Origin of the sequence: Turicibacter bilis, assembly GCF_024499055.1 — a bacterium.
Classification (GTDB): Bacteria; Bacillota_I; Bacilli_A; order MOL361; family Turicibacteraceae; genus Turicibacter; species Turicibacter bilis.
Window position 1 is genome coordinate 1,334,896 of sequence record NZ_CP071249.1, and the last position, 13,090, is coordinate 1,347,985.

The 13,090-nt window shown below is 32.0% G+C and carries 12 protein-coding genes and 1 pseudogene; 3 read left to right on the plus strand and 10 right to left on the minus strand.

Annotated features, from left to right (window positions below; all coding sequences use genetic code 11):
* Positions 1 to 2: 2 nt before the first annotated feature.
* From J0J69_RS06510 to J0J69_RS06555, 10 genes are read right to left on the minus strand one after another with little or no spacing between them, the layout of a single operon-like run.
* A complete protein-coding gene (locus tag J0J69_RS06510; protein ID WP_212726027.1) occupies positions 3 to 866 on the minus strand; it encodes a glycosyltransferase family 2 protein in 864 nt (287 codons plus the stop codon).
* Positions 856 to 1,884, minus strand: coding sequence for a glycosyltransferase (locus J0J69_RS06515; RefSeq protein ID WP_212726028.1), 1,029 nt, complete (start codon positions 1,882 to 1,884; stop codon positions 856 to 858). The genes J0J69_RS06510 and J0J69_RS06515 overlap by 11 nt, the downstream gene beginning before the upstream one ends.
* A 21-nt stretch (positions 1,885 to 1,905) precedes the next feature.
* Entirely contained in the window at positions 1,906 to 2,745 is an 840-nt protein-coding gene (gene rfbD, locus J0J69_RS06520) for a dTDP-4-dehydrorhamnose reductase (RefSeq protein WP_055243729.1), read from the minus strand.
* Positions 2,745 to 3,773 carry a dTDP-glucose 4,6-dehydratase gene (rfbB, locus tag J0J69_RS06525; protein WP_212726029.1) on the minus strand — a complete coding sequence of 343 codons (1,029 nt, stop codon included), beginning with the start codon at positions 3,771 to 3,773 and terminating at the stop codon, positions 2,745 to 2,747. Before rfbB ends, rfbD begins: the two co-directional genes overlap by 1 nt.
* Positions 3,773 to 4,354: a dTDP-4-dehydrorhamnose 3,5-epimerase gene (gene rfbC / locus J0J69_RS06530; RefSeq protein ID WP_212726030.1), complete on the minus strand. Its 582-nt coding sequence runs from the start codon at positions 4,352 to 4,354 to the stop codon at positions 3,773 to 3,775. Before rfbC ends, rfbB begins: the two co-directional genes overlap by 1 nt.
* Positions 4,354 to 5,223, minus strand: coding sequence for a glucose-1-phosphate thymidylyltransferase RfbA (gene rfbA / locus J0J69_RS06535; RefSeq protein WP_212726031.1), 870 nt, complete (start codon positions 5,221 to 5,223; stop codon positions 4,354 to 4,356). The genes rfbC and rfbA overlap by 1 nt, the downstream gene beginning before the upstream one ends.
* Before the next feature lies 1 nt (position 5,224).
* Positions 5,225 to 7,351, minus strand: coding sequence for a glycosyltransferase family 2 protein (locus tag J0J69_RS06540; protein ID WP_212726032.1), 2,127 nt, complete (start codon positions 7,349 to 7,351; stop codon positions 5,225 to 5,227).
* Between the two features lie 17 nt (positions 7,352 to 7,368).
* Positions 7,369 to 8,625, minus strand: coding sequence for a methyltransferase domain-containing protein (locus J0J69_RS06545; RefSeq protein ID WP_212726033.1), 1,257 nt, complete (start codon positions 8,623 to 8,625; stop codon positions 7,369 to 7,371).
* Between the two features lie 2 nt (positions 8,626 to 8,627).
* The gene (locus tag J0J69_RS06550) at positions 8,628 to 9,806 is read right to left on the minus strand and encodes an ABC transporter ATP-binding protein (protein ID WP_212726034.1); all 1,179 of its coding nucleotides are present in this window, start codon (positions 9,804 to 9,806) and stop codon (positions 8,628 to 8,630) included.
* A gap of 15 nt (positions 9,807 to 9,821) precedes the next feature.
* Positions 9,822 to 10,589: an ABC transporter permease gene (locus tag J0J69_RS06555; RefSeq protein WP_212726035.1), complete on the minus strand. Its 768-nt coding sequence runs from the start codon at positions 10,587 to 10,589 to the stop codon at positions 9,822 to 9,824.
* A gap of 280 nt (positions 10,590 to 10,869) precedes the next feature.
* Here J0J69_RS06555 and J0J69_RS06560 point away from each other — a divergent pair, with 280 nt between their 5' ends.
* The 3 genes and pseudogenes from J0J69_RS06560 (at position 10,870) to J0J69_RS06565 (ending at position 13,034) form a co-directional block, all read left to right on the plus strand.
* Entirely contained in the window at positions 10,870 to 11,349 is a 480-nt protein-coding gene (locus J0J69_RS06560) for a transposase (protein ID WP_256637952.1), read from the plus strand.
* 41 nt (positions 11,350 to 11,390) lie between these two features.
* A pseudogene (locus J0J69_RS13510) lies at positions 11,391 to 11,603 on the plus strand (transposase); the annotation flags it as partial.
* A 135-nt stretch (positions 11,604 to 11,738) separates the two neighbouring features.
* A complete protein-coding gene (locus J0J69_RS06565; protein WP_055277709.1) occupies positions 11,739 to 13,034 on the plus strand; it encodes an ISL3 family transposase in 1,296 nt (431 codons plus the stop codon).
* The last annotated feature ends 56 nt before the right edge of the window (positions 13,035 to 13,090 follow it).

Genomic DNA, 13,090 nt, shown 5'->3' on the forward strand with positions numbered 1-13,090 from the left:
CCTCAATATTCATTACTATTAAAATATTTTTTAAAGGCCATTAACGACTTAATATTATTTTGATAAACATATCGACTTTTGGCATGTGCGTTCTTTGAAATAGAATCAACTGTACTGCTATGATCATGAATAAATTGAATTGCTGGTTGATAATACATTGGAATATTGGCACGAAGACATCGTAATGATAAAAAATCTTCTTCTAAATACATGAATGTAGATGGATGAAATGGTAAAGGATATCTATCAATAAAATCCTTTTTGAATAAGATGACACTACCATGAATTTTACCAACAATCGCCTCACTTGAGATTTCTAACTGTTGTTTTTTTGCTTTTCGATTTGTTAAATAAGTTAAGCAATAAATTGCTAATCGGTGTAAATAATAATCTAAATAAAGCGTATTCAAAATAACATAAATTCGATAAATCATCGTCATATAGAAAATATAAAAATTAGAATATTGAATAGTTGGTAACGGATTTTGATGTTCGTTAGTATCGATCCGAATAATATCTGGCCCTACTACTGCATAAGGTAACTTTAATATGTCCGAAGTGAGAGGTGTTTTGAGATAAATATCATTATTCATCACAATTAACCAATCATAATTGTGATATTGATTAACATATTCTACACCGTAATTATTTCCGTTTGCAAATCCTAGATTTTTAGGTGTCTGGATTACAGTTACATGAGAAGTCTGTTCATATTTTTGTTTTATCCTCTGATAAGCATCATTTGTTGAACAATTATCAACTACAACAATTTGATAATCGACCTTCGTATTTAATTCGATATGCTCAATACATTTAACTGTCTTTTCATATAAGTTATACTGTAGGATAACATAACTAACCTTCATAGCTTCTCCTACTTTCATTTACATACTTCATAATAAACACTCGATATAAAAATGGAAGATGTAAGATTATGAAGAAGATAATTTGATAATGTAACGTTCGAACCTTCATGTATTTAAAGAAGTTTGCAAAGTGAAAATTTATAAACCTCGTTTTCTTTAAAGAATCAACATATGTTGCATATTCTTCTACCGCTACTTGGTCCTTTAAAAAAGTTTTAAATACCTCAATTCGATTCAAACGATTTTTAATGGCTTCTATTCGAAGATTTTCAATATACATCAACTTTTCTCGGAAACTCTTCTCTTTTAACGGTGAATACGCATCCGTATTCGTAACACTATTCGTGTGTATTCGATATTGATTAATTGTTTTGTCGATATAATAAATTCCATGATTCTCAACGGCTTTAAAAGCTAAGTACCAATCATAAATAAACGTACGAGATAAAGTTGGTACTGGGAATAACTGCTCCTTTAAGCGAGCATTGACTAGCATATTACGTCCAGGAATAATATTATCTTCAAATAATAAATATGGAACTTTGACATCAATATTTCGAACATACGGTCGATTCGAGACTACATGATTAAATTGATCAATATAACTTGATTTACCATATACAATATCGACATCTTTCTTAATAATTGCTTGATATAAATCTTTTAATTGATTTGAATTCCAAATATCATCTTGATCTGCAATCGAAAAGAAAGGTGCTGTCGATAAATTAATGAGCTTCATAAAATTTTGATTGTAGCCTAAATTTTGATCATTTACATGTAGACTAATTCTAGAATCCTTATTCATATATTCTTTAATAATCTCAACTGTATTATCTGTTGACTGATCATCACAAACAATCAAATTAAACTCTTTAAACTCTTGATTAAGAATACTTTCAATTTGTTGAGAGATATACTGTCCCCCATTATAGGTTGCCATCAAAATATCAATTTTAGACAAGCTTTCACCTTCTAACTCACTCATATATGAAAAGAATAATGATTTTAAAATCATTATTTCTTTTCATTTTACTGTTTAAATTAATTTAAGATAATGAGCTAATGCCTCTTGCCATGTTGGTAATAAGTTAAATCCATTAGCTTTTAACTTTGCTTTACTCATACGACTATTCATCGGGCGTTTCGCTGCTGTTGGATATTGATCCGTGGTAATTGGATTTGTTTTGACTTCAATCCCACTTTGTTTAAAGATTTCATTCGCAAATTCATACCATGAGCATGTTTCTTCATTCGTCGCATGATAGATGCCATATTTATCGGTCTCCATCATATCGACTAATAAGGGTGCTAAATCGGCTGTATACGTTGGTGATCCGACTTGATCGTTGATGATATTTAGTTCATCACGTTCTGATCCTAAACGACGCATCGTTTTGATGAAGTTGTTTCCGTTCACACCGAAGACCCATGAAATACGAACAATATAGTATTTTTCTAATAAGGTTTGAACGTATTGTTCCCCTTTTAATTTACTTGCACCGTATACGTTGATTGGATTAGGAAGATCAGTTTCCACATACTCTCCCTCTTTTGTTCCATCAAAAACATAATCCGTACTAATATAGATTAATTTGACATCTAGTTCTTTGGCACATTCTGAAATGACTTTGACTGCTTCAGCATTAATTTGGTAACAAGTCTCTACCTCTTCTTCAGCTTTATCTACCGCTGTATAAGCGGCACAGTGAATGATAGCCTCTGGTTTTAAGTTCATGATAAAGGTACGAATCGCTTCATTATCCATTAAGTCCATTTCATCACGGTCAACCCCAATGGGCTGATGACCGCGTTTTTCTAAATCTTTAACAACGTCATATCCTAATTGACCTTTAACTCCTGTGACTAGTACTTTCATTAGCGATCACCATATTGTTTTTCAAAGTAGTTTTGGTATTCTCCTGAGATGATATTTTCCCACCATTGTTTATTGTCTAAATACCACTCAATCGTTTGTTGGATCCCTGTATCGAAGTTATACGTTGGTTTCCATCCTAATTCATTTTCTAATTTTTGTGGGTCAATCGCATAACGTAAGTCATGTCCTGGGCGATCTTTCACGTAAGTAATTAATGATTCAGGCTTATTTAAGGCTTTTAAGATGGTTTTAACAACTTCTAAGTTGGTACGTTCGTTGTGTCCACCAACGTTGTAAACTTCTCCAACTTTACCCTTGTGTAAAATTAAGTCGATGGCTGCACAGTGATCATACACGTGTAACCAGTCACGAACGTTCTCTCCATTTCCGTAAACCGGTAATTGCTCATCATTTAATGCACGTGAAATCATTAATGGAATTAATTTTTCTGGGAAATGGTAAGGTCCATAGTTATTTGAACAACGAGAAATCGTGATTGGTAATCCAAATGTACGGTGGTAAGCGAAAACTAATAAGTCAGCTGATGCCTTTGAAGCTGAGTATGGACTTGATGTGTGTAATGGTGTTTCTTCTGTGAAGAATAAATCTGGGCGATCTAACGGTAAGTCTCCGTATACTTCGTCTGTTGACACTTGGTGATAACGTTCTACGCCATAAGCACGAGACGCATCCATTAACACTTGTGTTCCTAAGACATTGGTTTTGATGAAGATTTCTGGATCTGTCACTGAACGGTCTACGTGAGATTCTGCCGCAAAGTTCACGACGATATCGAACTTTTCTTTTTCGAATAAATTGAAGATAAAGTCACGATCGGCGATATCTCCTTTAACGAATTTGTAGTTTGGTTTCCCTTCAACTGGTTGACATGTTTCTAAGTTTCCTGCGTAAGTTAACGCATCTAAATTAACAATCATATAGTTTGGGTATTTATCTACCATGTAATGAACAAAGTTTCCACCGATAAATCCGGCTCCACCTGTCACTAAAATCTTTTTATCCATCATTACTTGCTCTCTCCTTCATAGACAAACGGTAAATCTGTTAATTCTTTTAATGTCTTTTGTTTTTTATCTTTTTCTGATAATAAAAGTTCCTCAATTCCTTCTAATGGCCATTCAATCGCTACGTCAACATCATTCCAAAGTAACCCGCTATCGTATTCTGGAGCATAGAAGTCCGTACATTTATAGTTAAATACCGCTTCATCAGATGTCACGACAAATCCATGAGCGAATCCTTCTGGCACATAGAATTGGCGTTTATTTTCAGCACTTAAGTAAACACCTTCCCATTGTCCATACGTTGGAGATCCCTTACGTAAGTCAACGGCAACATCCCATACTTCACCTTGAGTGACACGTACTAATTTTCCTTGCGTGTGTTTCGTTTGGAAGTGTAGCCCACGTAAAACACCTTTACGCGATTTTGATTCGTTATCTTGAACGAACGTCATCGTTAAGCCTGCTTCAGCGAAGTCTTTTTGGCTGTAACTTTCCATAAAATAACCACGCTCATCTCCGAATACTTTTGGTTCAATAATATATAAATCTGGAATTTTAGTTGCGATAAAATTAAAGTTTCCCATTAAATCACCTCATTTGCGATTTTCACTAAGTATTGTCCGTATTCTGTTTTCAATAATGGCTGTGCCAATTCTAACAATTGTGCTTTTGAAATGTAACCTTTACGATATGCAATTTCTTCTAAACATGAGACATATAACCCTTGACGTGTTTGAACCGCCTCAACATAATTCGCTGCATCTAATAATCCACGGTGAGTTCCTGTGTCAAGCCAAGCCATTCCACGTCCGAATAATTCGACTTTTAATTTTCCACGACGTAAATATTCATTATTAATATCTGTGATTTCTAACTCACCACGTGGAGACGGCTGAATATTTTTCGCGATTTCAACCACATCGTTATCGTAAAAATATAACCCTGGAACTGCATAATTTGATTTAGGTTCTGCTGGTTTTTCTTCAATCGATAACACATTGAAGTCTTGGTCAAATTCAACGACTCCAAACGCTGTTGGATCACTCACATGATAACCAAAGATAGTTGATTCTTCACGTTCAACTGCTTTTTGAAGACGTTCTGTGAATCCATATCCATGGAAAATATTATCTCCTAAAACTAAAGCAACTTTATCATCTCCGATAAATTCTTCTCCAATGATGAACGCCTCTGCTAGTCCATTTGGTTGATCTTGAATTTTGTATTCAATATTTAATCCTAAATGAGCCCCATCTTCTAACAATTCTTGGAATAATGTAATATCACGTGGTGTTGAGATGATTAAAATATCTTTAATTCCTGCTAACATTAACACTGATAATGGATAGTAAATCATTGGTTTATCGTAGATTGGCAACGCTTGTTTTGAAACTGATTTCGTAATTGGGTATAGGCGTGTTCCCGATCCGCCTGCTAATATAATCCCTTTCATTTTACTTACCTACCTTTTTTATTTGAATCTGTTCACTATATAATGATAAATTATCATTATAGAATGGATCTCTCGATAAATATTGTGGCCATTTATCTTTCATATACTTCGTCTCCTTTTGGAAACGTGCTACTTTTTCTGGAGTATCCTCATGTCCTCTAGATTTTGACTCATGATGATAAGCTTCTACTTGTGGAAGAATTACATTATAATAACCTGACTGTAAAAGCTTAATATTAAAGTCAACATCATTAAATGCAACCTCTAATTTTTCATCTAATCCACAAACTTCAATAAAATTATCTTTACTTACCATTAAACAAGCCGCTGTTACTGCTGCATAATTATAAGGAACCACTAACCTATTATAGTAGCCAAAATCATTTCTCTCGGCATACTTCTGTAAGTGTCCAGCTACTCCTCCAATACCTAAAGTGACTCCACAATGTTGTACAGTATTATCTGGATACAATAGCTTAGCACCAACTGCACCAATATGTGATTGTTGACAGTATCCCAACATTAATTCAATCCAGTTGGGAGTAATAATCTCAATATCATTATTTAATAAAATCAGATATTCTCCACTCGCAACGTTTACAGCATCATTATTAAGTTTTGAGTAATTAAACTTAATATTATTATCCATTACCTTAAAGTTTGTATATTTTTCTTTGTACTCTTTAAATAGTTCAAATGTTTTGGACTCACTACTATTATTATTTACAACAATAATTTCAAAATTACTATATGTTGATTTATTATATATTGAATCTAAACAAACTTTTAATACATCAGCATAATCTTTAGTTGGAATAATAATTGATACCTTATCCTGTTTAATTACATCATAATCTACTGAATAAACCATTCCGACTTGGTTTACATGCCCCAACAATCCGCGTCGCTTTAATGCATCTTTAATAGCCTTTTCTCCTGCATAATATGCATAATCTTTATGACTCATATTTTTTGCTGTTGATGTATCAAGTGTTCTCCAATGATAAAGAACTTTAGGAATATGATAAATATTATTTGTTTTTTCTGTTATTCGTAAAAATAAATCATAATCTTGAGCACCTTCATATCCTAAATTAAATCCTCCCACTTCCTTCACTAAACTTCTACGAATTACTGTGAAGTGACAAATATAATTCATTGATAATAATGTTTCTGGTGACCAGTCAGGCTTAAAATGTGGATCAAACCTTATTCCATTTTCATCAATTTTATCTTCATCTGTATAGATTAAATCTAGTGCTTGATTTTCATTTAATTTTTTAATTACTTCTTCTAAGGCAGTTGGAGCTAATTCATCATCATGATCTAATAAAGCAATATAATCTCCAGTGGCCATCTGTAAGGCATCATTAGAAGCTGCTGAAATATGACCATTTACTTCTCGAGTATAATACTTGATTCGACTATCCTCTTGAGAATATTCTTCCAATACCTTTATAATATTTTTATTCGGTGAGCAGTCATCAACAATACATAATTCCCAATTATTATATGTCTGATTAATTACAGAGTCTAAACATACACGTAGCCATTTTTCAGGAACATTGTAAACTGGTACTAAAATAGAAATTTTAGGTTGATAACTATATTTAACTTTTGTGTGGTGAATGTATTGCTCTTGTTTTAAAAACATCTGATATTGTGCATTCAAATCAATTTTTGTCTCTGAATAGCTTTTTGGTCCATGTAAAAACAGTCCAACTGTATGCTTAATAGCCGCTAAAACTCCATACTGACTTGAATAGGTTTTAAAGTGATAAAGACTTTTTGAGTTAAAAATTGCGAAACGATTAAAAAGTTTAATCTTAGTTGATTTTTTCTTCTCATCATCTAGGAACTCTAATGTAATATTTGATACACTTTTAGCGAAGTTAGCTTCTAAACTAAATCCAATATCGTTTCTCTCGATATTAAAATGGTGAGCTACATCTGCACGTTTTATTTTTTGAATTTTATATTCAGTACAATACTTATTACTCACTTTAATTTCAACATCTGAAGCAGAAAATGCCCATCCAGTGATAACTGCTCTTTTTTGTTCTCTAAAATACTCTACATTATCAATATGAAATTGAATGGGATAATGCCCACTATTAACTTTAAACATATTTGCAACTCCCTTTTTTAAAAACCTTCTTCCAAAATCTCAATTTGAAATAATATTTGTTTTATTCCCTTTAAATCCGTATTTTCTATAATTAAATAAGGGTCATCATCTAAAAATCCAAATAAATTATGATATATGAACTTTGCATTAGATTTACAATCATTTACTCTAACTACATGCTCTTTTTCCTCAAATATCAGTTTAATTTCATTTAATAAAAAAACAATTTTAGATTCTGCAAAATCCACTCGCAATCTTTCTATATTTGGTGTTTTCGTCAAATCAATTAATACTTTTCCATTCTCGTCTAAGTCAAAAACTATTATTTCGTCTTCACTAAACCCTCTCCCAGAATCTAAGTAAAGTTTTCTAATTTTTTTAGTAACTGCTATTTCCTTTTGAGATATTTGTTCTTGTTGAATTCTAATTTTTTCAACATCTTTCTTAAGTAATAAGTCATTAAATAGTGAAATTATTCTATCAACTTTTCTTAATGTCTCATCAAATTTATTTTTATCACAATTAAAACAAGCTGTCATATCTTTATTGACCGATTGGCATAAGTCTTGATTCGAAGAAATAAAAATAAATTTTCTATAATTTTCACTTGAAATATCATTCATATATATTTCATTATTATAAAAAGTATTAATTAAGTTTTCACAATCAGTATCAATTCCCTCTACTTGCCATAGATAATAATTTATTGTTTCCCATATCTCAAGTGATCCTTGTTCAAAAACAAAATAATTCTGGTTCAAACTTTCAATAAACTTTAGAGTAGTGTCTAGATGTGGTAATCCATTCTCAATATGTTCTAGCAACCATCTATGATCAATCTTATGAATTGATTTATAATAGAAATTACCTCTTTTTTCTAAATTAGATGTAGCAACTGTATAAAAAGGTGCCCCAATAAATACACCATACTTACTAACTCTTACTAATTCGGATATAAATGCCTCTCTCTTATCTCTCGGGATGTGTTCATAAACATCCAGAGCTATTACCAAATCATAAGAATCATCATTAACATTAACTAAGTTCGTTGCATCTCCTAAAATATAGCGAGGATCACTTAGTAAATAATCTGGAACCTCTATATCTAAGAATCTAACTTCTTCAATAGGGCAAAATTTTTCTAAATTACGATGCTCATTTGCTCCAATCTCTAAGATTGAAATCTTTTCAGCATCAAGTTTCTTTTTCATATTTTTAACTAGTATTTGTGCAGTTTTATAACGTTGATATTGATCAAAATGTACATTATGCATTATTATATCTCCCATTCATGTTCTATATAAAACTTACCTTCAGAAATATAGTCATTTCCAACCATAAAGCTTTTTGATTCACCCTTATAATCTATACAAACCAGTCCTTTTTGACTAAATATTCCAACATCTATTTGATAAATTCCATTTAATAAAGGTAATTTTTTTATAATATACTGAACTTTATGAGTTCCTAATGTATTTGGAATTTCTACGCCATCTAAAAACGTATTAGGTCCAAAGATATATTCTCTATCTGGTGTATAAAAAGCAACACCAATTAAAAAGTTGCTAATCTCATCAACATAAATATCATATTCTATTTCGACTCTTAACTCTTCAAATGATTTGATCTTCTCTTTATTTAAATTGATACTCTTTATTCTACCTAAAATATCTACTGGTTGATTTTGTGGCACTTGCTCTTCGATTTGCTCTTCGATTTGCTCTCCATATATTAAATAATTTTCATACAAATCACAAATATCATTAACTGGACCAGCAGCTTTTAAGTTTCCTTTCTCAATCCACACTGCTCTATCACAGAATCGACGAATTTGTTCAATTCCATGCGATACAAACAGTACAGTCGTTCCCTGAGATTTAATTTGTTCCATTTTTTCAATACATTTAATTTGAAATTTTGAATCTCCAACACTCAATGCCTCATCTACTATTAGAATCTCAGGTTCTACACTAATAGCAACTGAGAAAGCTAAACGTGCAAACATCCCACTTGAATAAGTTTTAACTGGTTGATGAATAAATTCACCAATATCAGCAAAGTCAATAATCCCATTAACTTTTTGATCAATTTCCTCTCGTGTATATCCCATCATAGAACCATTTAAGTAGATATTTTCTAATCCAGTATACTCTGGATTAAATCCTGCACCCAACTCTAATAGAGCTGATACTTTCCCATCTACAACTACTTTTCCATTAGATGGGGTTAAAACACCTGTTATAATTTTTAACAAGGTTGATTTCCCTGACCCATTTGTTCCTAATAATCCCACACTCTCCCCCTGCTTAATTTCTAAATTTATATCTTTAAGTGCATAATGAGCGTGTGAATATTTCTTTTTAAACGGATGTAGTGCTTCCTTTAACCTATCTGTATTTGAAGCATACATTTTATAAACCTTATCCATATGTTCAATTTTAATTATACTATCCATAAATATTCACCTCTTTTATAAAACATCTGAAAAATGCGGTTTAAGTTTTGTGTATACTTTTTTACTAACTAACATAGAAACTAAACAAATTCCCCAAAAGTATAGCGTATTAACCGGGTGTTCAAAAAACCATACTTTATTAATAAAAGTATCTCTAAACCCTTCAACAATATAGTATAGAGGATTTAACTTTAATAACCATCTGTATTGTTCGCTAACCATAGTATAATTCCACATGATTGGCGTTAACCAGTTTAATAACTGTAGAGAGATTATAACGATTTGACTTAAGTCTTTGAAAAAAACAACCACTGCACTTGTTAAATAAGAAATTGAAAGTACTACAGCAAAATTACACAGTATAAAATATGGGATTTGAAGATAATATATATCAGGTTTATATCCATTCAATACGTATATTATAATCATCAATAATATAAAGAAAAAATGAACAAATGATGACGAAGTAATCTTCACAATCGGTAAAATATCAATATTGAAAACAACCTTCTTTACAAGAAAACTGTATTCTGCAAAACAATTTGTTACACTTGTTAATGCATCCGAATAAAAGAACCATGGTGTCATTCCGGCTATTAACCACAAAACAAAAGGATATCCATTAACCGGTCCAGATTGAAAACCTACTTGAAATACAAACCAAAAAATTAATATTTGAACAATTGGATTAAAAAAAGCCCAAAATACGCCAAAGTACGATCCAGCATATTTTACTTTAAAGTCATTCTTTGACAAATTAACAACTAATCGCAAATCTTTCATGTTTGTACCTACCTATAACTTAAAATTATTGTATTAATATCTCATATTTTAACATTATACCATAAAGTTAACTCTTCGAGCTAGTCATAGTTGAATTTGTAGTTTAGACACAAGAGAAGCTTTAAAAGTCTCCTCTTCTTAATTACTTCATGTTACTATTCTTAGCTATTATATACACCTCATATACCTATAATCTACCTGAATTATCGACGATAGTTAAAAAAAGCTGTGGATAGTTCTAATTTGATGTGCACCCTAAAAGTTAAACTTTAATTATCTTCTGGAAAACCTTTGTTTTGATGAGTCCAAGTCTGTGAAATCAGCCGAAGGACACATATCCTTTATCTTTTGCGATGCTGATAAAAAACAAATTATCGATATCATTGAAAATCGCCGATTAAGTTCACTTCAAGTCTATTTCAAACAATATACCAAAGAAGCATGTACTCGTATGAAACACATTGTCATTAATATGTACGCCCCTTATATAAGTTTGATTAAGGAGCTTTTTCCTAATGCCAAAATCGTTCTTGATAACTTTCATCTCGTTCAACACATCTCACGTGCCCTAAATAAAACACAAATTTGTTTAATGAAGAAGTTCAAAAAACTCGGTCGTAAATTCAAACGCTATTGTCGCTTATTCTTAAAATCTCATACCTTACTTAACACGACAACTTATCGGTCAGTTTACTGTTTTAAACAACCGATTCGTGAAATTGATATTTTGAATTTTCTACTTGGTTATCTCCTGAATTAAGGGAAACTTACGATTTTTATCCAGGCTTACTTTTCGTTCTTAAAAACAAAAACTTAGAACGATTGAAACACTTACTTGAAACAGAACATCCTCTTATTTCTCCTGAGCTTCAAACAGCTTTTCAAACCTTTAAAACATATCACCCTTATATTACAAATACACTCATAATTCCTTACACTAATGGTCCTATTAAAGGAATCAATAATAAAATCAAAGTTATTAAACGCATTGCCTTTGGATACCGTAGTTTCTAGGTTCTATAATATTTGGTGTGGGTGATTCCCACACTTCTTTTATTTGGAATAAAAAATAAGTATAAAAAAAGAGACATCACGTCCCAAATTCTATACCATGTAATTGACCAAAAAAAACACGAAAGGATTGGGTTTATGTCTCACAATAATTGTATCTTAACTTTACTCGATTTAAAAGATAAAAATATTACTTTTTCAGAAAATTGGATGAAAGATGTTCAGATTAACGGGATCCGCTCTAAGGTGATTTCTGGTATCCTCTCTTTTCAACCGACCCATTGTTACAACTGTGGTCATCTCTTTGACTCACAAATCATTAAACACGGCTTCAAAACCTCTCGTATTAAGATGATGAAACTCTCTGGCTTTGATACCTATCTCGATTTAAAAAAGCAACGCTATAAATGCCGTCATTGTGATCGTACCTTTACGCTTAAAACCTCTCTTGTGGAATCTAATTGTTACCTTTCTAATCCCCTTAAACAAGCTATTTTCCTAGAGGCTAGCCATAAAAAATCCGAGTCAGATATTGCCCGTGAACTCAACGTATCCCATTCAACGGTCAATCGGATCATTCATACATCGTACGAGGAACAACCCCTTCATTTTAACTCTCTTCCAAAGGTGCTTTGTTTTGATGAGTTTAAGTCGGTCAAATCAGCGGAAGGGGCTATGTCATTCATTTTTTGTGATGCTTCTAATGGGAAGTTAATTGATATCGTTGAAGACCGTCGTCTAAGCACTTTAAAACCTTATTTCATGCGATTTTCTAAGGAGGCCCGTGAAGGTGTAACTCACGTTGTTATTGATATGTATGCTCCGTATATGACACTCATTAAAGAGGTGTTTCCCAACGCTAAAATTGTTTTAGATAAGTTCCACGTCGTTCAACTTTTATCTCGTGCCCTCAATAAAACTCGTATTCGTTTCATGAACCAAAACAAAGAATTCTACAATAAATTCAAACATTATTGGCGCCTTTTATTAAAAGCCCAAGAGGATATCCATTCTACCCACTACTTCTATTCTAACTGTTTCAAAAAGCAGATTTCTCAACAAGAAATCATCGACTTTTTACTCGCTTTAGATCCGGAATTAAAAGCCACTTATGACTTCTATCAAACCATCAAACAGGCCATCAAACTTCGCAACTTTGATGCTTTTCATCATGCCATTCAAAACCCCTCTGACTTACTTTCACCTGAAATGAAAACAGCTTTAAAAACATTAACTAACTACCAAGATTATATCAAAAATACGATTGAAACATCTTATACCAATGGAGTGCTTGAAGGGATTAATAACAAGATTAAAGTGATTAAACGCATGGCCTTTGGATACCGTAGTTTCTATCATTTCAAAGCTAGAATTTTGATTATCCATAAGTACACCTTTGAACAAAAAAATAAAAGGAATCAAACTGCTCAATGAGCAGCTTAATCCCTCACGATTACAGGTATAAAATTTCTTCACCCACACCAGTTGAC

What these genes read in the sequence shown, in the direction of transcription:
- J0J69_RS06510 (WP_212726027.1), bottom strand. Translation starts at nt 866, where the DNA reads ATGAAGGTTAGTTATGTTATCCTACAGTATAACTTATATGAAAAGACA.
- J0J69_RS06515 (WP_212726028.1), bottom strand. Translation starts at nt 1,884, where the DNA reads ATGATTTTAAAATCATTATTCTTTTCATATATGAGTGAGTTAGAAGGT.
- rfbD (WP_055243729.1), bottom strand. Translation starts at nt 2,745, where the DNA reads ATGAAAGTACTAGTCACAGGAGTTAAAGGTCAATTAGGATATGACGTT.
- rfbB (WP_212726029.1), bottom strand. Translation starts at nt 3,773, where the DNA reads ATGATGGATAAAAAGATTTTAGTGACAGGTGGAGCCGGATTTATCGGT.
- rfbC (WP_212726030.1), bottom strand. Translation starts at nt 4,354, where the DNA reads ATGGGAAACTTTAATTTTATCGCAACTAAAATTCCAGATTTATATATT.
- rfbA (WP_212726031.1), bottom strand. Translation starts at nt 5,223, where the DNA reads ATGAAAGGGATTATATTAGCAGGCGGATCGGGAACACGCCTATACCCA.
- J0J69_RS06540 (WP_212726032.1), bottom strand. Translation starts at nt 7,351, where the DNA reads ATGTTTAAAGTTAATAGTGGGCATTATCCCATTCAATTTCATATTGAT.
- J0J69_RS06545 (WP_212726033.1), bottom strand. Translation starts at nt 8,625, where the DNA reads ATGCATAATGTACATTTTGATCAATATCAACGTTATAAAACTGCACAA.
- J0J69_RS06550 (WP_212726034.1), bottom strand. Translation starts at nt 9,806, where the DNA reads ATGGATAGTATAATTAAAATTGAACATATGGATAAGGTTTATAAAATG.
- J0J69_RS06555 (WP_212726035.1), bottom strand. Translation starts at nt 10,589, where the DNA reads ATGAAAGATTTGCGATTAGTTGTTAATTTGTCAAAGAATGACTTTAAA.
- J0J69_RS06565 (WP_055277709.1), top strand. Translation starts at nt 11,739, where the DNA reads ATGTCTCACAATAATTGTATCTTAACTTTACTCGATTTAAAAGATAAA.